Raw genomic sequence first — 18,770 nt, forward strand, 5'->3', positions numbered from 1 at the left:
TTATTTGGTTGAAATTGCCCGGGCAGTGAAATAGTATGTTTCATGGTATCTATTCGCAAGAAGGCACCTGAAAGTGCTATAAGCACCAAAAAGAAACTAATAAATAAAGACAATGACTTATGACTGATTGGGATGTATACAATAAAAATTGTCCAACGCGTTTAGTGCTGGATCGCATTGCTGATAAGTGGACCGTGCTGGTCGTTGGTGCTTTGGCGATGGAGACAAAACGGTTTGGTCAGTTAAAGCGTGAACTGGACGGCATTTCTCAGAAAATGTTGACGCAGACACTGAGAGGATTAGAGCGAGATGGTATCGTGCACCGAAAGGTGTACCCGACAGTGCCGCCAAAAGTGGAGTATTCGCTGACAGCGTTGGGTAAAACGCTTGTTGAGTTGGTAGAAGAAGTTCGACACTGGTCAGAAGGGCATATTGATGATGTTCAAACGGCACAAAAACGTTACGATGTGGTTAAAAAACAGTCAGAATTGATTTGACTGAGTCTGTTCAAATAATAAGGATCTTGAATGTATACAGATGATGATCTGCAACAGGCAGTGGATAACGACATTTTCAGCCAAGCGTCGGTTGAAAAGTTTCGGGCCTTTATTCTGAAGCGCAATGACACGCATTTTGCAGATGAAGAGGGTTTTAAACTGGTCACCAGCTTCAATGATATTTTTGTCGTTATTGCCTGTTCTCTGTTATTGATATCTGCCGGCTGGGTTGTTCAAGGCATTCATGAGTCACTGGCGACGCTTGTTATAGCGGGCTTGTCGTGGGGGTTGGCTGAATTTTTTGTGTTGAGGCGAAAGATGGCATTACCGGCTATCTTTTTATTGATAACCTTTGTCGGCAGTGTGTTTGCGTCAGTGGATTTGTTTGTCGACTTACCATTAGAAAAGCAATTAATGTTCTCTGCTTTGGCGGCTTCTTTGTCGGCCTGGTTGCATTGGATACGGTTTAAAGTACCGATTACGGTTGCAGCCGGTGCGGCCTCTGCTGTGATTTTGGTGATTGCCTCGTTGGTGACGTTATTTCCTGTCCTACGTGAGATCTGGATGTCGTTGATGTTTTTTGGTGGTTTGGCGGTGTTTGCAATTGCCATGCGCTGGGATATGGCGGATCTAAAACGGGTTTCGGGTCAGTCTGATGTCGCATTCTGGTTACATCTGACAGCGGCGCCTTTAATTGTGCACCCGATCTTTTCCAATCTGGGCATCTTTGAAGGCGATCAAACTCCGCTGGATTTAGGGCTGGTATTGGGGCTTTACCTGTTACTGACGTTAGTATCGCTGGTTATCGACCGTCGTGCGTTTATGGTGTCATCATTAGTGTATGTACTGGTGGCATTAACCGAGTTACTTGATACCTATGGTCTGGTGGGGGATAGTTTTGCTTATGTAGGCGTTGTAATTGGCTTTTCTTTATTGCTGCTTTCGGGCTTTTGGCACAAGTCACGGAGTGTCCTGATAGATAAATTGCCGGCTCAATGGCAATTACGGGTACCTGTTGTGAGTTAATAGCTTTAATAAATGCGGTAAGCTGATAATTAGGTGTTCATCAACCTTTAGGAGTTTGCTGGTGAAACAGGTTTTGGCTGATGTATGGGAGACACGAGTGGAACAGCCGTTCCCGGGGCTGACGACACACGCCTATCTGGTGACACGGGATATGGGAAATATCTTGTTTTATAACACTCGCCGTCAGGCCGACATTGATCAGATGCGGCCTATTGGTGGTGTACGCTATCATTTTCTCAGTCACCGCGATGAAGTGGCCGATTCTGTAAACCAAATCCGCAAACAATATGGTGCCACGCTTGGTGCCCATATCAACGAGAAGTCAGACTTTGCAAAAGTCTGCAGTCCTGATATTTCCTTTTCGGAGCGTGAATGGATCCTCGAGAATGTCGAGATCATCCCTACGCCCGGACATACACTAGGCAGTACCTGTTTTCTGGTCGAGTCAGGCCATGAAAGGACCTATCTTTTTACCGGTGACACCTTGTATCTGACCGAACAAGGCTGGCAGCCGGGGCTACTTTCATTCAGTGATCGGGATGCGCTAATTGAGAGTTTAAAGGTGCTGCAGACATTAACGCCGGATGTGGTTTTTTCCAGCGCTTTTTCCGGCAGCTCTGGTTATCAAAAAGTGACTGGCAAGTGGCATGATAAAGTGCAGACAGCGCTGGATAAGCTGGAGACTTAAGTTTGGCTTAACCCTTTTACTCCATAGTCATACGAAATAGAGAGGAAGACTTATGGACATTCAACGACATGGCCTTTCTGTAGGCATCGATCGGGTAGGTGATAAGTTCTACATCACCCTCAGGGCGGTCGGCAAACTAACACACGAAGATTACGCACGAATCGTGCCCATGATAGATGCGGCATTAAATACTGTAGAGGATCCTGAAGCGAATGTTTTGCTGGATGCGACTTTATTTGAGGGGTGGGAATTACGTGCCGCCTGGGATGATTTTAAGCTCGGTCTGAAGCATGGCTCCGACTTTCACAAAATTGCGATCGTCGGTGATAAACGTTGGCAACAGTGGGCCGCCAAAGTTGGCAACTGGTTTATTTCAGGTGATGTGCGCTATTTTGATAACTTTCCCGAGGCACTTAGTTGGTTAAACGATGCTATCTAATCGCATGGGCTTAACCAGATAAAAAGAAACCCCCGCCCAATAGAGTGGACGAGGGCAGTATCAGACATTAATGTCTGTAACCATGATAGCCATCATGTCGATCATAGTCACGGTACTTGTAATAGGCACGTTTATCATGATGCCGGTCATAGTCACGGTGCTTGTAATAGGCGCGTTTACCGTAATGACGGTCATGTCTACCGTGATGTTTCCAGTGCTTTTTATAATGCTTCCACTGCTTTTTACGGTAATGACGATCATGATCATCGTAATGTCTGTATGTCACCACGGGTGCACGATGATAACTATGATGGCCGCCCAGATCGAAACCGATACCAATTCGGACATCTGCTGCTTTTGCAGGGTTAGCTGATAACGCCAGCATAAGACCTGAAAACAGACCAATTGCAATCACTTTTGATTTCTTAAATTGACGCATGGTATTTACCTCCGCTGTCGTCTTTTTGTCACAGTTACAAGACTAACCCCATGCAAAGCAAGTTTGTGTTAAGCAATGTAAAGGTATGTAAAAAAAGAAAAAAAGTGTCTAAAAGCACACATTTATCTGCGCTTTAAAACTGAGTAACAGCGGGTAAAGCCTAATCTATTATTGCCGGAACAACGCTCATTATCATGAGCTATGCCATACGAGCGGGATGTTGTTACATGACCGTATTGTAATGGCACCATTACCGCTGATAATGATACTAAGATCAGACACACACTGTTCCTGTTGGTGGTAGCAGTCGGCGTCGGCCCCCATGCAAAAGATTCGTTCTAGCTGGCCTTACTAACCAAGTCGCGGTAAGCATGCCAGCTGGCATGCCCTAACAAGGGATATATCACGATCATACCGATAAGGAAGGTTGCAATGCCCAGCCCCGCCAATAGCGCAATTAGACCAGCCCAAACCAACATAGTAGGAATATTAGTTGCGACCACTTTCATGCTGATAAAAAGAGCATCTAATGCGTTGATAGAGCTATCAATAATCGCCGGAACGGAAACGACAGATAATACAAACACCATACTAGCCAGAAGACCACCAACAACCAGATATAAAACCAGTTGTGTGGGTGTCATATGATCAAAGAAATTACCCCAGAATGCCTGATCCAAAGCGGGGGCTACATTTCCGATAGTGGCCATCAGTACCAGTGCCGATAAAGCAAACCACAACACACTGAAACCGAGCAAGATGCTGGAAAATCGGACTAAAGCGTGTTGATTACGACCCAGACCGTTTAGTGATGTATCAAAGCTGATTGTTTCACCCGTTTCTTTCCGACGGGAAATTTCACACAAACCTGCAGCCATGATTGGGCCTACCAACATAAAACCGGAGATAACGGCAGCAAGGACATAAATATGATGACTGGTGAGAAGCAAAGCCACTGCAAAAATGCTGGTTACAATCAGCCCATGAGCAATACTTGCGCCGGGATGAGCAAGAAAGTCCTGCCAGCCCTGAAACAGCCATCGGAAAGGTCGAAGAAACGCGACACGTTGTATCGAAAACTGAGATGGAATTTTGTAATGTGTGACGTTTTGAACGCTCATGATTTTCTCCTTCCCTGTTGTTTTATATATTTTTTAGCAACGTTTAATATTTGGAATAACAGTGTGGGTAATAATGATAGACATCGTGAGCATGAGAGTAGCGGTAATTACCAAAGAGAATGCTGTATTGATGTCCATGGTGATAAACAAAAGAAAAACGTACCCGATACAGGTGATGAAATCTATAGCCTGAGCCTGACTGATGTTTAAACAGGCCATAACAGCACCAAACAGGAATAGGGACAAAAGTTTAGCTAGACGTCTTTTGCTCAAAATACTCACCTCGCTAAGTGAGTTCAATCTAAAAAATTGGACACTGTATTTAAAATAGAAGTTCGTTCCTGTCTCTGAGTGTGTTTTTATGGGCTCACTCACGATAAAAAGTAGACTTCGTCTTGATGAGCACCTAGTCTGTCTCAACTGAAACTAAGTAATGGACGACAAGGAGAGAATGGATGGCGAGCGTAGGCTTACTGGCTTTAGTTGATGATATTGCAACGCTACTTGATGACGTGTCATTGATGACCAAAGCAGCGGCTAAAAAGACGGCGGGTGTCTTGGGTGATGATCTGGCTCTCAATGCACAGCAGGTAAGTGGTGTAAAACCAAGCCGTGAATTGCCAATTGTCTGGGCTGTTGCCAAAGGCTCTTTCCTTAATAAACTGATCTTAGTGCCTTTGGCGTTATTAATCAGCGCCTATTTGCCGTGGTTAGTAACGGTGCTGCTGATGTTGGGTGGTTTATATCTCTGTTATGAAGGGGTTGAAAAACTCACCCACAAATGGCTGCATCGTGAGGAAGACGATGCTGCCCATCATCAGAAATTAGCTCAAGCAGCCAGCGATCCCCGGATTGATATCAAAACCTTTGAAAAGGAAAAGATCAAAGGTGCGATACGCACTGATTTCATTCTTTCCGCCGAGATCATTGTTATTGCTTTGGGGGTTGCTCAAGCGGCAGACTTCACGACGCAGATCATGGTGGTTTCTGTCATCGCGATTTCAGTGACAATCTGTGTATATGGTTTGGTAGCAGGCATCGTAAAGTTCGATGATGCCGGCTTAGCGTTGATTGAGTCGGCCGATAATACCGGCTTTGGTCAATTCAAAGACCGGTTAGGTCATGGTATTTTATTTGTGGCACCCAAATTCATGAAGCTACTTTCGGCGCTTGGAATGATCGCGATGTTTCTGGTAGGCGGTGGTATTTTGGTGCACGGATTACCATTTCTACATCATTTATTGGCGCCTTTGCTGGCATCACTGGGCACCGTTCTAACCATCATTGTGCCGATGCTATTTAATGCCATTATCGGAATCATCGCCGGTAGTCTGGTGTTAGCAGGCCTTACCGGCATTAAACGCGTTGTCTGATTAAATGATGCCAAATGCTAGCATGGCATTAGCGACCCGGCGGAAGCCTGCAATATTGGCACCCAAGACGTAATTATGAGGGTCGCCAAATTCCTCAGCGGTTTCGCAACAGCTACGGTGAATATTGTTCATAATTTGATGCAGTCGCTCTTCACTGTATTCAAAGTCTGAACCATGCGTGGCGTTATGTTGCATTTCGAGAGCTGATGATGCGACACCACCTGCATTGGCCGCTTTTCCTGGTCCAAAAGCAATACCCTTTTGCTGAAAGATTTTGATAGCTTCCGGTGTACTTGGCATATTGGCGCCTTCACACACAGCAATACAGCCGTTATCAGCAAGTTTGATGGCATCGGTAGCCTGTAATTCGTTCTGCGTTGCACAGGGTAGCGCAAGATCACAGGGAATATCCCAGATATTTCCGCCATCAATATATTCAGCATGATGATGAAAATCGAGATAAGTTTTGAGACGGGCACGTTCGACTTCTTTGATGTGAATAACGGCATCTACATCGATCCCTTTTGGATCAATGATGACGCCGCTGGAATCGGAACAGGCGATCACTTTAGCGCCGATAACGCGTAATTTTTCCATCGCATAAGTCGCCACATTCCCTGAGCCTGAGACTACGGCAACTTTGCCTTTGAGCTCTTCGTTATGAACCGCGCGGACCATTTCTTCACAAAAAAAGACGGCCCCATAACCGGTAGCTTTCTGTCGGATCCAGGTGCCTCCCCACTGCGGACTTTTACCGGTAATAACACCGGACTCATAACGCTGAGTAATACGTTTGTACTGACCAAATAAATAACCGATTTCGCGCGTGCCGACGCCTATATCTCCAGCAGGTACATCCGTGTTTTCACCTAAGTGACGATACAAGGATGTCATAAAACTCTGGCAAAAACGCATGACTTCATTATCGGATTTACCTTTGGGATCAAAATCCGAACCGCCCTTGCCACTGCCAATAGGTAAACCTGTTAGTGCATTTTTGAATGTCTGTTCAAAGGCCAGAAATTTCATTGTCCCCAGTTGCACGCTGGGGTGAAATCGAAGTCCACCTTTGTAGGGCCCCAAAGCACTATTAAAGCCGACTCTAAACCCACGATTAACCTGTATTTCGCCATTGTCATCTTCCCATGGCACCCGAAATATAATCTGCCTTTCCGGCTCACACAACCTTTCTATGATTTTATTTTTGGCATATTCAGGGTGTTTTTCCAGTACTTGTCCCAGTGTTTCCAGAACTTCATATAGCGCCTGATGGAATTCAGGTTCGCCGGGGTTGCGGTTAACGACTTGTTCATAGATAGATGACATGATTTCTGAATGAGTCGACATAATAAGCTGCATCCTCTTCGAAATTGCGGTGGCCTCATTGCCAGACAAAGGTTGTTTAGTGCTTTATTCCCTTTCAGCTTATAAGCTGGCATACCAACTAGCAATACATCTGCTAACAAAAAGCTACCTGTGTTGTCTTAATGACACGCCTTGATAGGAGTATCGCCATGTTACGTGGCTCGTTTTTATCTTTTTTGATGATGTCGCTGTCGTTTACAGTTCAAGCTTTTGAGTGTTTTGAACCATCACCCGTTTACCTTGAATTGGGTGAGCGTTACTTTACGTCGGAGGCGGATCGTATTGTCGTCAATGGCACGGAAGAAAAGCTGGATGTGCTGGAGAATCTGAAAGGCGAGTGGGAAGGACGATTAAATGAGTTTATCTGTGAGGGTACAGAAGATAAGCCAGAGTCTTATTACCGCGATGCCGAGGTAGAAGCTGAAGTGCGGGACTCGAATACCGCTTTGTTTTTAATTTCTATGAATAAGGAATATAACGGCGATTATTTTGAGGGTGAGAAAGTCTTCCTGATGAATAAAGGGAGCATGTTCTCGCTTCGGATTAATGACCGTTATGCCAGTGCCCATGAGCGTGAGCGTCGTGGTGTTCACGCCATTCGCGGTGACAGCCGCTTTGTTGAAGTGTTTTCAGAAATAACTATTCACAATGACGATGCGATCACGGTGGAGTGGTTGTTGTTTTCAAATGGTGTATTTGTCTACAGTCAGCGTCTGTCTCTGGAACGGGATTTATAAAACCACGCCAGTTGAATGACCGGCGTGGTTTATCTGAATTATTTCAATAATAAGAACATGGCGCGTCTGCCACGGATAATATTGAGTAATACTTGTTCGGTATTTTTCACCATCGGTTTAAATTCTTCGAGGTTCTTTACTGCACGTCGATTGACGGATGTCACCACGTCTTCGCTTCTCAAACCCGCATTCCATGCCGGGCTGCCTCGTTTTACCGAATACACCATGACACCCTCGACGCGGCCGAAGTAGGGTGAGTCTTCTTCAATATCACCAAATGTGGCGCCTGCTAATTTGGGATGTACGGTGCCACTTTCCTCTGTCTGGCGAGTTTGTTTCACTTTCGCAATGAGCGTCTTGTCTTTTCCATCTCGGATGATATCCAGTTTTACTTTCTGACCTACCATCATCAGACCGATGGTATTACGTAAGCTATCGGCATTAATCAGTTGGGCACCATCTACAGCCGTTATGATGTCCCCGACTCGGAGTCCGGCGACATCGGCAGCAGAGTCAGGTACAACGTGCGTTACAACAGCACCTTGTTGTACATCAATCGCAAATGCCTGTGCCAGTTCGGGCGTAATATCCTGCATCTGCACGCCAAGGTAGGCGCGTTTTACTTCACCATGCTCCAGTAGCTGATCACTGATTTGTTTGACCAGATTGCTGGGAATAGCAAAACCAATACCGATATTACCTGCAGAAGCGCCACCTGGTGAGAATATGGCGGTGTTAATGCCCACCAGCTCACCACGCAGGTTGACCAGAGCGCCGCCGGAATTACCCGGGTTGATGGACGCATCGGTTTGAATGAAATTCTCATAACCTTCAATACCGAGGCCACTCCGGCCTAAGGCACTGACAATACCAGATGTCACGGTTTGTCCTAAACCAAACGGGTTACCAATGGCGACAACAAAATCACCGACTCGAAGCGATTCTGAATCAGCGAGTGGCAATGCAGTCAGGTCATCCGATGAAATTTTTATAAGCGCTACATCGGTTGCAGGGTCACTACCGACGATTTCTGCCTGAAAGTTACGACCATCAGTCAATGAGACAGTGATTTCATCGGCACCACGGATAACATGATTATTCGTAATAACGAGGCCTTGTTTGGCATCAATAATCACGCCTGAGCCAAGACTTTGTCTAGGTCGGGTACGCGGTTGTTCCGGCAGATCAAAAAAGTGACGGAAAAACGGATCGTTCAGTAGGGGGTTATCCTGAACCTTGACCTCACTGCGAGTCGCAATGTTCACTACAGCGGGCTTAGAGCGCTCCAACATCGGGGCTAATGTTGGCATCTCATCTTTTTCAGAAAACCAGTTTAGCGGCAGGGCAGCTGTGGCTACCTGAGTGACCAGTATCAGCCCTACCAGCCAGAGCATAAATGTTCGGATATTTAACGTCATCAGAAATTTCCTATTCGATATTTTCCAACATCTCACGAGGATTGAATGCCATTTCCTCAGCCATTTCCCTATACAGTTTTTTTGCTTTGTCAGAGTCGGCAGGCGGTGTCATGATTTGCAACACCACAAACTCATCACCAGGCTCTTTACCAGGTAGGCCACGCCCTTTCAGACGCATTTTTTGTCCACTTCGAGCATTGGCAGGAATCGTTAGTGTAATTTTACCTGCTAATGTGGGTACCGTTACCTTAGCACCTAAAGCCGCTTCCCATGGCGCGATAGGGAGATCGAGGTAGATATCTTTACCCTCCAGGCGATAATGTTTATGTGGTGCAATTTGTACTTCCAGGTAAAGGTCGCCGTCTTTGCTGCCCATACCCGATTTTCCCTGTCCCGTGAGGCGTATTTTTTTACCGGATGCGATGCCGGCAGGAATCTTGACGTTGATAGTTCCGCCCTGAGTGGCACCGCTGGGTCGACGAATGGTTTTCGTTGCACCGTTGAATGCATCTTCCAGTGAGACGGTGATTTTGGCGTTGACGTCTTCGCCACGGGCAAAGAACTGATCTCCGCCTCCGGCATCAGCGCCGCCGCCCATACCACCACCAAACATATTCTCGAAGAAGCTGCTGAAGTTGCCACCACCAAAGCCGCCCATATTATCGTCCCAGCCTGGTGGCGGGTTAAATGACTGGCCATGACGATAATCGCTACCGAACTGGTTGTATTGAGCCCGTTTCTGCTTGTCTCTCAGTACTTCGTAGGCTTCGCCGAGTTCTTTGAATTTATCTTCGGCATTGGGCTCTTTGCTGACATCCGGATGGTATTTACGGGCAAGCTTACGATAAGCCTTTTTAATATCGTCTTGTGAGGCATCACGCGGGACGCCCAGAATTTTGTAATAGTCTTTGTATTCCATAAACGGACTTATACACCTGTAATTGATCTAAATCAGTAAGTGGGGGCTTAATGGCTGCTTTTCAACAGGTTTAGGTATTTTCCTGATGCTTCCAAATAACGGGGTGTGAGAAACTATGCCCATTAGAGTTTAGTTATGGAGAAGATAAAATGTTTACTAAACGGAAAATACCGTTTTTACTGGCAACGGCACTGTTATCCAGTGGCCAGGTTGGTGCCCAAGAAGACAGCGTTGCACTTGATGAACTGGTGGTGACAGGTACACGGTCTGAAACAGCTTTACGAGAATTGGCTGGTAATACCGGCAAGGTCAGTGAGGAAGAAGTCGATCTGATCAATGCTGATCACATTGAGGAGTCTCTAGCCAGAGTGAGTGGTGTTCATATCCAGAGGGGTAATGGTGCGGAATCACTGGTGGCATTGCGCTCACCTGTTCTGACGGGGCCCGGTGCAGCCGGCGCGTTTTTATTTATGGAAGATGGTATTCCATTGAGGGCTGCCGGCTTTGCTAACAATAATGGCTTGGCAGAGGCTCACTATGAATGGGCGGGCGGAATAGAAGTTGTAAGAGGACCGGGTAGTGCTTTGTATGGCTCCAATGCCGTGCATGGTCTTATAAACGTATTATCACGAGCGCCTTCTTTAGACTTAGAGCGTGAGCTGGATTTTACCTTTGGGTCTGATGATTTATATAAAGTGAAAGGAACCGTGAGTGATACTGTTGGAGCTCATGGTTACAGAGTCAGTGTGAGTGGAACAGACTTCGGTGGCTGGCGCGATGAAGAAAGTTATGGTCAGCAGAAAATTACAGCACGCCATGATTATTTCGCTCCAAATGGCGATGCCTTTCAGACAGTCTTCTCTGCTTTCAATCTGAACCAGGAAACAGCAGGTTTTATAGAATCAGATGATAAAAAAGCGTATGAAGACAGTTCTCTGATGAAAACCAATAATGATCCCGATGCCTATCGTGACTGGTGGTCAGTGCGGCTATCTACCCGCTGGGACCATATCATGGATAACGGCAATATGCTTAGCATTACCCCGTATCTGCGTAACAACCGCATGGAGTTCCGCCAGCATTACTTGCCATCACGCGCAATTGAAGAAAATGAACACACCAGCTTAGGCACACAGATCGCTTATTACATGGATTTGGATGGCGGGCATGAGGTCATTGTCGGAACCGACCTGGAATATACTGATGGTAGTCTAAAACAGACTCAAGAACGTGCCAGCTACACGTTCTTTGGCAAGAATAGACAACAAGGCATTCACTACGATTACGATGTTGAAGCGGTGACGATTGCACCCTATATCCATGCTGAATGGGTTTTAGCTGAAAAGTGGCGAGCAACTACCGGTTTGCGTTTTGAACATGTTGAGTATGACTACGATAATAAAGTTGCAGCAGGTACCGGTGAGGCCGATGGAGGGCCATGTTTTGCTGCTCCAGCTGAATGTTTATACCTTCGTCCGGCAGACAGAGACGACACGTTCAATGACTGGAGTCCGAAGTTAGGGCTGGTTTATCTGTTGAACGACAACCACAGTATTTTTGCAAATTATTCTCGTGGACACCGTGCACCGCAAACGACGGATTTATACCGCTTGCAAAATCAACAGCTGGTTGGTGATCTAGATTCTGAGAAAGCCGACAGTATCGAGCTGGGTATGCGAGGCAATGCAGGCATTGTGAAGTACGAAGTCAGTGCTTTTTATATGAAGAAGAAAAACTTTTTCTTCCGTGACCCAGATGGTTTGAATGTAACGGATGGTCGTACCAAGCACAGAGGTATCGAGGCATCTTTCAGCCTGCCGCTAGGTGAGGAGTTCGATCTGGCCGCTAACTACACCTATGCAAAGCATACATATGACTTTGATAATGCTGCAAGTGGCACAGAGTCAGGTAATGAAATTGATACGGCGCCACGACATATTGCTAATGTTCGCCTCGGCTGGAACTTTGATAACAAGAGCCGTGCAGAACTTGAATGGGCACACATGGGTGATTATTATCTGGACCCGGCCAACGAGTATGAATACGGTGGCCATGACTTAATTAACCTGAGAGTTGAAACAAATATTACACAGAACCTTACTTTGCATGGACAGGTGAAAAACATTTTAGATGAGGAATACGCCGATCGTGCCGACTATGCCTTCGGTTCTTATCGCTTTTTCCCCGGCCAGAGCACAACCTATCAGGTGGGAGCGAGTTACAGTTTTTAAAGAGTAAACTCAAGAATAGAAGCCAGCCAAAGGTTTCCTGAGGCTGGCTTTCTTGTGGGTGATGAATCACCGGCTTGACGCTTTTCGATCTTCCAGGCGGCGAAGAAATTCACGCATGATGTCGTCATAAAGAGCCATGCCCAGATACTCATCTTCGACACCGCTATCAATACTGGGGTTGTCATTGATTTCGATGATGACGATGCGATTACCGCTTTGCTTGATATCAATGCCGTAGAGTCCGTCACCAATCAGTTTCGCTGCTTTGGTGGCAATGCGAATCACTTTGTCAGGCACTTCACTGACCGGTATCGCTGAGGACTTACCGCTGTCTGTTCCTTTTTTCGTGTTGTGATTATAGATTTGCCAGTGACCTTTACTCATAAAGTATTGGCAGGCATAGATGGCTTTGTTATTGAACACGCCAATGCGCCAGTCATAATCGGTGTACATAAATTCCTGTAACAGAATAATGGCCGATTTCTGGAAAAAGGCAGGCGCCTGTGCCCTTAATTCTTCAGCATTTTTGACCTTGATGACGCCGATGGAAAATGCGCCGTCTGGAATCTTCATTACCAGTGGGAATGTGGCGGTTTCACAAAGCTTATCCAGTCCGGCTTGATCATTGCGATACAAAAGATGTGATTCCGGCATCGGCAAATCATGTGCCGATAGCAGTTCTTTAAGATAAATCTTATTGGTGCAGCGAATAATCGAAGTGGGATCATCAATAACGACCAAGCCTTCGCTTTCAGCACGACGAGCAAACTTATAGGTATGGTTATGCGTGGCAGTGGTCTCACGAATAAACAACGCATCATATTCAGCCAGACGGATATAGTCTCGCGGCGTGATCAAATCAACATCAATTCCGATACGACGACCACTGCTGATAAATTTTTTCAGCGCCGTCATATCACTTGGTGGCATTGTTTCTTTGGGATTGTGCAATATTGCCATGTCATAACGAAATTGACGGCGCTTGGCTGGTTTTCGCCATAAGCGGTGACTGAAATTATCTAGGGCTTCAGCAAAAAAGTCCTGTTCCTGTTCTGTCAGCTTGTTGATTGCGCCGGCTTTGATTTGGCTGATAGTCCATTGATCTTTATAACTGAACTGCACTTCCAGAATCGGACAGGAAAACTGTTCGAAGATTTGTCTTGCCAGTTTCTGAAGTGAGCTGACCGACGTTTGACCAAAAAAAATGGTTAAGACAAAGCTGGCGGATTGTTCGGTCGTTGCCAGTTGCTTATCCAGTTGTGATGAGAGATCGGATAGGTCATAGGCATACAAACTTTTCCGCGACAGATCGTTGATGGTACGCAGGCCGGGCAAAACCCGATGTCCCCGGGCTTCAGCGACCATCGAGCAGTAATATCCGCGACTTAAGTAATCGAGGCTGCGACAAAGATTCAGAATTTGCGCACGACTGTCGCCGCGTTGCGGATCCCCTTGCAGGTATGCATCAACACCAATAACCTGCTCACTGGGGAAGTAAGGGCTCCAGTCTTTAATATTTTCTACTATTATCAGATGCTTAGTCATGTTTGATCTTTACTTTCCTCTCTACCTGCATGGTAGCTAAAAGCGAATGATAAAGTCATTTGAACGATGATGTGTTAAAAATTTTTGTGTGCGTTTTTATTTACTGGTCAAAATAGAAAAACTCACATATCCTTCGCGAAAAATTTTGCACAGGAGGCCCGGTGCCATGTATGCAGATGCCGTTTTAAGTGTTTTTTCGCAGCGCTACGCAAGTGCTCGTGACAGCTTCATCAGTAATGTGGAGACCAGCTCCGTTGTCGAGAAGTTGACTAATCTGCCACACCCCCTCAGAGGCCCTAAAAATGAGAAGTTATTCTGTGATGTGGTCTGGGCGGGAAATCTTAAGGCAGACAAAGTTCTGGTTCTGGTTTCAGGTGTTCACGGCGTAGAAGGCGGTGCCGGCTCGGCTATTCAGGCTGATTTTGTCTCACGCCATCGACGCTTGCCGCCGGATGTGTGTGTGGTGTTGGTGCATGCACTGAACCCTTGGGGATTTGCCTGGGCCAGCCGAAACGATGAGCAGGGAATCGACGTTAATCGTAACTTTGTTGATTTCAACAAAACATTACCGGTCTCAAAAGCAACTGCGATATGGGATGAGCTCCAGCAGGGAAAAACCGATATTGCAGCGATTGCTGAGAACCGCCAAAAGTTTGATTTGTTATCGGAAGGCCAGTATGAGCATGCTGATATGCCTTATTTCGGCGGCAAAGAGGCCGGTTGGTCGAGAAGGGTGATTGAGCAACTGGTGGAGCAGATTAAACCGGCTAAACGGGAACAGATCATTGTGGTGGATATTCACAGTGGGCTCGGGCCTTATGGGCATGGTGAGTTGATCTGTGATCATCCCGTCGACAGTAAAGGACATGATTATGCAGTTGAATTGTTTGGCGCCACAGTGACCGAGCCTTCGCTTGGCAATTCCAGTTCAGGTACTAAGCTGGGCCTGCATGATTATTACTGGCATTCTCAAGGTGAACACGTGTGTTACCTGACCCTGGAGTTCGGTACGTTCGGCAATCAAAAAATGCTGCAGGTGTTGTCTGATGATCAGAAATTACAGCAATCCGGCAAGATGGATTGGTCGGATGATGAAACACTGGATATCAAACACGCCATGCAGGACTTTTTCTGTCCGGATGAAAAACAGTGGCAGGAACTGGTTTTGTTTCGTGGCCGTCAAGTGATCGAAATGGCACTCGACGCACTCAGTGAAGTCAATCATAAACGCTGAATTCTCCATTCGTGAGGCCACACTGGCTGATGTATCAGCGTTGAGTGAGCTGGAAACACGATGCTTTGAGTCTGACCGTCTGTCACGCCGCAGTTTTCGCTGGATGATTGAAAAAGGTCATGCATTATTGCTGGTGGCTGACCACGATAAACAGTTACTGGGGTATGTGTTGCTATTGTATTCGCAGGGCACATCGTTGGGGCGGGTGTATTCGCTCGCCGTTGATGTTCGATACCGTAAGGCTGGTATTGCTGCGACATTAATGCAGCAAGCGGAAGCACATGCACTTGACGATGGCCGCAGCTTTTTAAGATTAGAAGTGAGGCCCGATAACGAGGGGGCAATCCGGCTTTACCAGAAGCTGGGTTATCAGCCATTTGATATTGTTACCGATTTCTATGAAGACCATTCGGACGCCTTACGGTTGATGAAGGTGCTACACCATCAGCCGGAAATCACGCATCCACAGGTTGCCCATTATTCACAGACAACGGAGTTTACCTGTGGTCCGGCCTGCCTGATGATGGCAATGAAAACAGTTGATGATACATTGGGCTTAGATAGAGAGCTTGAACTTCAGCTATGGCGGGAAGCAACCACTATTTTCATGACTTCAGGCCATGGTGGTTGCAGCCCTCAGGGCCTTGCTCTGGCAGCAAACCGGCGAAACATGAATACCACGTTGATTTGTAGTTCTGATGAGATTCCATTTATTAGTGGTGTGCGTAGTGGTGAAAAAAAAGCAGTCATTGAGTGCGTGCATCGGGACTTTGTTAGACAGATTGATGCCTCGAACATTGAACAGATCCAATCTAATATCGATGCCAGTGTACTAAGCACTTATCTAAAACAAGGCGCATTGGCATTGGTGTTAATCAGCTCGTATCGGCTGAATCAGAGTAAATCCCCCCATTGGGTGCTGGTGGTGTCTATCTCCGATACCTTCGTGTACTTTCATGATCCGGATGTGGATTGGGATGACAATAAAAGTGTGACAGATAAAGGATATATCCCGGTGACACATAAAGAGTTCAACCGTATGTTGGGCTATGGCAGACCACGGTATCAGGCCGCCGTCATTCTCAAAACCTATTGAACTTTTCACAAAGGAGTCCGGTCGTTTACAACGCAGGAGATTTTATGATCGAAAAACTCAAACAAATTTTTAGTACCACCCTCGGCGCAGATACCGACGCCATGCTGGCGGATAAAGAGCAGGCGAAAAAACTGGCAGCCGTTGCTCTGATGGTCGAGATTATTGCTGTGGATGATGAGCAGCATGAGGCCGAAAAAAAAATGCTTCGCCAAATCCTGGCACAACAGTTTGCTGTGTCGAGTCAGGTCGCAGACGCTTTGATTGAAAAAGCCGAGCAGGCCCATGAGGAGGCGACGGATTTTTTTCGTTTCACCTCAGAAATCAATGAATTCTTCGATGCAGAAGAAAAAATAGATCTGATTGAGTCATTCTGGAAACTAGCTTGGGCGGATGAGCATATCCACGAACTGGAACAGCATGTGATTAGGCGTCTGGCGAATTTATTACATGTGTCTCACAAAGATTTTATTGCCGCTAAATTACGTGTCATTGGTTAAAAGTCACAAGTTAAATATATAAACACAAATCATTATCATTTGCATTAGATGTTGTATTTGGTAATATGCAAAGTCTTCTTTAGTTTGTCAGCGGAGTCTTTGCATGCGTCCTATCCCCACATCTCTCGCCATCACTATCGGTGTGCTTCTCAGTCAGGCTGCTTTTGCCGATAATGATGCTGAGACGGCACCCTCCTCACAAGAGAAATCTCAAAAAACCGTTTCGCTGCCGACCATGGATGTCACCAGCAGCTGGAGCTGGCTTGGCGATACTGAATCCAGCGGTGAGTACACCATTCCCCAGATGAACACCGCCACCCGTCTGGGTTTATCCATTAATGAAACGCCGCAGTCGGTATCCGTCATTTCCCGGCAGGTCATTGATGATTTCAAGCTGGAAACCATTAATGATGTCGCTAAAATTGCGACTGGGGTCTCCTCAAAGCTCAGCGATAGCTCGCGGAGTCGTTTTTCGGCCCGGGGGTTTGATATTAATAACCTGCAGATTGATGGCGTGCCAACTGTCTGGGAGCCAGGTTACGATGCTGGTGAGACTCTGATGGATACGGCCATTTACGATCGGGTGGAAATCGTCCGCGGGGCGACCGGCCTGATTAGCGGTGCCGGTGATCCGTCGGCAGCGATAAACCTGGTGCGTAAACGTGCTGATAGCCGGGAATTTGTCGGTCACGCCACTGTGACAGCCGGTTCCTGGGATCATTATCAGGGCACGGTTGATGTTTCTACACCGCTGAATGAAGCCGGTACGATACGTGGTCGACTGGTTGGCAGTTATGATGACAGTCGCTCTTATATTGATCTGCTTGAGAATGAACGTCAGGTTTTTTACGGAACGCTGGGCGTGGACCTTACCAACAATACGCTGCTTAACGTCGGCGTCAGTCATCAGGATCATAATCCCACCGCCTCGACCTGGGGCGGGCTGCCGAGCTGGTTTAGCAACGGGACCAGAACCGATTGGAGTCGCTCCAAAACAGTTGGCGCTGATTGGACGAAATGGGGTTCTGAGGCCACCAACTACTTTGCCAATATTGAACATCAGTTTGATTCTGGTGCTTCCATCTACGCGGCTTACAGCAAAAGCGTCAATGAAGCTGATTCGAAATTACTGTGGCGGAGAGGCCTGCCAGATCAACAAACCGGTCTGGGCATGACGGCAAGTCCAAGCCGGTATGATAATGAACGTGAGCAGGACAATATCGATATTTACGGTAATCTGCCTTTTTCACTGTTTGGCCGCGATCACGAAGTCACATTGGGTCTGATGCATAGTGAACAGGATTTTATCGCCATGCGCCGCTACGCCAGTAATGTTCAGACATCCCTTGGCAACTTTTATGAGTGGGATGGCAGCTATCCGGAGCCAAGCTGGGGACCTGAAACCCCTTATGTGACCAGAGATACTGAGCAGACAGGGTTGTATGCAGTATCACGGCTGTCACTTTCTGATCCGTTAACCCTGATTCTGGGGAGTCGCGTCACTGACTGGAACGTTGAGGGGATGAGCTGGGATGGCAGCCTGTATGAATTTGAACATGATGATGAGGTCACGCCTTATGCCGGTTTAATCTATGATTTCAACGACACCTATTCAGCCTATGCGAGTTATACCGAGATATTTCAACCACAGAACTTGCAGGATAAGAATGGTGACTTCCTGGATCCAATCGACGGTAAGAATTATGAAACCGGTATTAAAGCGGCCTATCTCAATGGTCGCCTTAATGCCACAGTGTCGGTCTTCCGTATCGAGCAGGATAACCTGGGGCAGGTAGACCCCAACAATCTGGTACCCGGTTCGGTGAACCAGCAAGCCTATAAACCAGCGGAAGGGGCAACTAGCAAAGGCTTTGAAGTAGAATTAGCCGGTGCTTTGACCAAAAACTGGAACATCCTGCTGGGCTGGTCACAGTTTCAGGCGGAAGATGCCAACGGTGATGCAGTCAACACCGAATTCCCACGTCGTACTGCCAATCTCTACACCACTTACCAGATAGATAAGCTGACCGTTGGTGGCGGGGTGAACTGGGAAAGCCGAAATTACACGATTGCCGATAACCCTCAGGGCAACCCGGAGAAACTTGAACAGGAGAGTTTTGCCGTAGCCAACTTAATGGCTCGGTA

At 46.8% G+C, this 18,770-nt stretch carries 18 protein-coding genes; 12 read left to right on the forward strand and 6 right to left on the reverse strand.

The features are described 5' to 3' along the window. Window positions 1-119: 119 nt before the first annotated feature. From ACTF5U_RS08610 to ACTF5U_RS08625, 4 genes are all read left to right on the forward strand, one after another. Window positions 120-497 carry a winged helix-turn-helix transcriptional regulator gene (locus ACTF5U_RS08610; protein ID WP_438971220.1) on the forward strand — a complete coding sequence of 126 codons (378 nt, stop codon included), beginning with the start codon at window positions 120-122 and terminating at the stop codon, window positions 495-497. A gap of 30 nt (window positions 498-527) precedes the next feature. Continuing rightward, a complete protein-coding gene (locus tag ACTF5U_RS08615; protein WP_438971221.1) occupies window positions 528-1,523 on the forward strand; it encodes a hypothetical protein in 996 nt (331 codons plus the stop codon). Window positions 1,524-1,584: 61 nt separating this feature from the next. Continuing rightward, window positions 1,585-2,211: an MBL fold metallo-hydrolase gene (locus ACTF5U_RS08620; protein ID WP_438971222.1), complete on the forward strand. Its 627-nt coding sequence runs from the start codon at window positions 1,585-1,587 to the stop codon at window positions 2,209-2,211. Between the two features lie 52 nt (window positions 2,212-2,263). Next, on the forward strand, window positions 2,264-2,650 hold the full coding sequence (locus tag ACTF5U_RS08625) for an STAS/SEC14 domain-containing protein (protein ID WP_438971223.1): 387 nt from the start codon (window positions 2,264-2,266) through the stop codon (window positions 2,648-2,650). Window positions 2,651-2,717: 67 nt separating this feature from the next. On the opposite strand, the gene ACTF5U_RS08630 is transcribed toward ACTF5U_RS08625, so the two are convergent. Together ACTF5U_RS08630 and ACTF5U_RS08635 are read right to left on the reverse strand one after the other, a co-directional pair. Continuing rightward, on the reverse strand, window positions 2,718-3,089 hold the full coding sequence (locus ACTF5U_RS08630; RefSeq protein WP_438971224.1) for a hypothetical protein: 372 nt from the start codon (window positions 3,087-3,089) through the stop codon (window positions 2,718-2,720). 338 nt (window positions 3,090-3,427) lie between these two features. Next, window positions 3,428-4,210, reverse strand: a complete 783-nt coding sequence (locus ACTF5U_RS08635; RefSeq protein WP_438971225.1) for a DUF2189 domain-containing protein — start codon at window positions 4,208-4,210, stop codon at window positions 3,428-3,430. Between the two features lie 63 nt (window positions 4,211-4,273). On the opposite strand from ACTF5U_RS08635, the gene ACTF5U_RS08640 reads away from it, so the two are divergent. Both ACTF5U_RS08640 and ACTF5U_RS08645 read left to right on the forward strand, forming a co-directional pair. Beyond that, window positions 4,274-4,420 (forward strand): hypothetical protein, encoded by a 147-nt coding sequence (locus ACTF5U_RS08640; RefSeq protein WP_438971226.1) that lies wholly within the window; start codon window positions 4,274-4,276, stop codon window positions 4,418-4,420. 245 nt (window positions 4,421-4,665) lie between these two features. After that, entirely contained in the window at window positions 4,666-5,583 is a 918-nt protein-coding gene (locus tag ACTF5U_RS08645) for a DUF808 domain-containing protein (RefSeq protein ID WP_438971227.1), read from the forward strand. Here ACTF5U_RS08645 and gdhA read toward each other — a convergent pair whose 3' ends face one another. Further along, window positions 5,584-6,930, reverse strand: coding sequence for an NADP-specific glutamate dehydrogenase (gdhA, locus tag ACTF5U_RS08650; RefSeq protein WP_438971228.1), 1,347 nt, complete (start codon window positions 6,928-6,930; stop codon window positions 5,584-5,586). Window positions 6,931-7,097: 167 nt separating this feature from the next. Between gdhA and ACTF5U_RS08655 the strand changes: the two genes are divergently transcribed. After that, window positions 7,098-7,685, forward strand: coding sequence for a hypothetical protein (locus ACTF5U_RS08655; RefSeq protein ID WP_438971229.1), 588 nt, complete (start codon window positions 7,098-7,100; stop codon window positions 7,683-7,685). A 38-nt stretch (window positions 7,686-7,723) separates the two neighbouring features. On the opposite strand, the gene ACTF5U_RS08660 is transcribed toward ACTF5U_RS08655, so the two are convergent. Next, window positions 7,724-9,103 (reverse strand): DegQ family serine endoprotease, encoded by a 1,380-nt coding sequence (locus ACTF5U_RS08660; protein WP_438971230.1) that lies wholly within the window; start codon window positions 9,101-9,103, stop codon window positions 7,724-7,726. 10 nt (window positions 9,104-9,113) lie between these two features. Then, window positions 9,114-10,022, reverse strand: a complete 909-nt coding sequence (locus ACTF5U_RS08665; protein ID WP_438971231.1) for a DnaJ C-terminal domain-containing protein — start codon at window positions 10,020-10,022, stop codon at window positions 9,114-9,116. A gap of 149 nt (window positions 10,023-10,171) precedes the next feature. Here ACTF5U_RS08665 and ACTF5U_RS08670 point away from each other — a divergent pair, with 149 nt between their 5' ends. Then, complete coding sequence (locus ACTF5U_RS08670) at window positions 10,172-12,253, forward strand: TonB-dependent receptor (protein ID WP_438971232.1); 2,082 nt, start codon at window positions 10,172-10,174, stop codon at window positions 12,251-12,253. Between the two features lie 66 nt (window positions 12,254-12,319). Here the strand turns inward: ACTF5U_RS08670 and ACTF5U_RS08675 are convergent, their stop codons facing one another. Beyond that, window positions 12,320-13,798 carry a RimK family protein gene (locus tag ACTF5U_RS08675; protein WP_438971233.1) on the reverse strand — a complete coding sequence of 493 codons (1,479 nt, stop codon included), beginning with the start codon at window positions 13,796-13,798 and terminating at the stop codon, window positions 12,320-12,322. Between the two features lie 166 nt (window positions 13,799-13,964). Between ACTF5U_RS08675 and ACTF5U_RS08680 the strand changes: the two genes are divergently transcribed. From ACTF5U_RS08680 to ACTF5U_RS08695, 4 genes are all read left to right on the forward strand, one after another. Next, complete coding sequence (locus tag ACTF5U_RS08680) at window positions 13,965-15,032, forward strand: DUF2817 domain-containing protein (RefSeq protein ID WP_438971234.1); 1,068 nt, start codon at window positions 13,965-13,967, stop codon at window positions 15,030-15,032. Next, window positions 15,010-16,128 (forward strand): GNAT family N-acetyltransferase/peptidase C39 family protein, encoded by a 1,119-nt coding sequence (locus ACTF5U_RS08685; RefSeq protein WP_438971235.1) that lies wholly within the window; start codon window positions 15,010-15,012, stop codon window positions 16,126-16,128. Before ACTF5U_RS08680 ends, ACTF5U_RS08685 begins: the two co-directional genes overlap by 23 nt. Before the next feature lie 44 nt (window positions 16,129-16,172). Next, window positions 16,173-16,625, forward strand: coding sequence for a TerB family tellurite resistance protein (locus ACTF5U_RS08690; RefSeq protein ID WP_438971236.1), 453 nt, complete (start codon window positions 16,173-16,175; stop codon window positions 16,623-16,625). A 103-nt stretch (window positions 16,626-16,728) separates the two neighbouring features. Then, window positions 16,729-18,770, forward strand: a 2,042-nt coding sequence (locus tag ACTF5U_RS08695) for a TonB-dependent siderophore receptor (RefSeq protein WP_438971237.1), incomplete at its 3' end; no start/stop codon positions are given.

The sequence above is a fragment of the Methylophaga sp. genome (genome assembly GCF_965655755.1).
Classification (GTDB): Bacteria; Pseudomonadota; Gammaproteobacteria; order Nitrosococcales; family Methylophagaceae; genus Methylophaga.

Coding starts and splice junctions, on each gene's coding strand:
- ACTF5U_RS08610 (WP_438971220.1), top strand. CDS start 120: ATGACTGATTGGGATGTATACAATAAAAATTGTCCAACGCGTTTAGTG.
- ACTF5U_RS08615 (WP_438971221.1), top strand. CDS start 528: ATGTATACAGATGATGATCTGCAACAGGCAGTGGATAACGACATTTTC.
- ACTF5U_RS08625 (WP_438971223.1), top strand. CDS start 2,264: ATGGACATTCAACGACATGGCCTTTCTGTAGGCATCGATCGGGTAGGT.
- ACTF5U_RS08630 (WP_438971224.1), bottom strand. CDS start 3,089: ATGCGTCAATTTAAGAAATCAAAAGTGATTGCAATTGGTCTGTTTTCA.
- ACTF5U_RS08635 (WP_438971225.1), bottom strand. CDS start 4,210: ATGAGCGTTCAAAACGTCACACATTACAAAATTCCATCTCAGTTTTCG.
- ACTF5U_RS08645 (WP_438971227.1), top strand. CDS start 4,666: ATGGCGAGCGTAGGCTTACTGGCTTTAGTTGATGATATTGCAACGCTA.
- gdhA (WP_438971228.1), bottom strand. CDS start 6,930: ATGTCGACTCATTCAGAAATCATGTCATCTATCTATGAACAAGTCGTT.
- ACTF5U_RS08655 (WP_438971229.1), top strand. CDS start 7,098: ATGTTACGTGGCTCGTTTTTATCTTTTTTGATGATGTCGCTGTCGTTT.
- ACTF5U_RS08660 (WP_438971230.1), bottom strand. CDS start 9,103: ATGACGTTAAATATCCGAACATTTATGCTCTGGCTGGTAGGGCTGATA.
- ACTF5U_RS08665 (WP_438971231.1), bottom strand. CDS start 10,022: ATGGAATACAAAGACTATTACAAAATTCTGGGCGTCCCGCGTGATGCC.
- ACTF5U_RS08670 (WP_438971232.1), top strand. CDS start 10,172: ATGTTTACTAAACGGAAAATACCGTTTTTACTGGCAACGGCACTGTTA.
- ACTF5U_RS08675 (WP_438971233.1), bottom strand. CDS start 13,798: ATGACTAAGCATCTGATAATAGTAGAAAATATTAAAGACTGGAGCCCT.
- ACTF5U_RS08680 (WP_438971234.1), top strand. CDS start 13,965: ATGTATGCAGATGCCGTTTTAAGTGTTTTTTCGCAGCGCTACGCAAGT.
- ACTF5U_RS08690 (WP_438971236.1), top strand. CDS start 16,173: ATGATCGAAAAACTCAAACAAATTTTTAGTACCACCCTCGGCGCAGAT.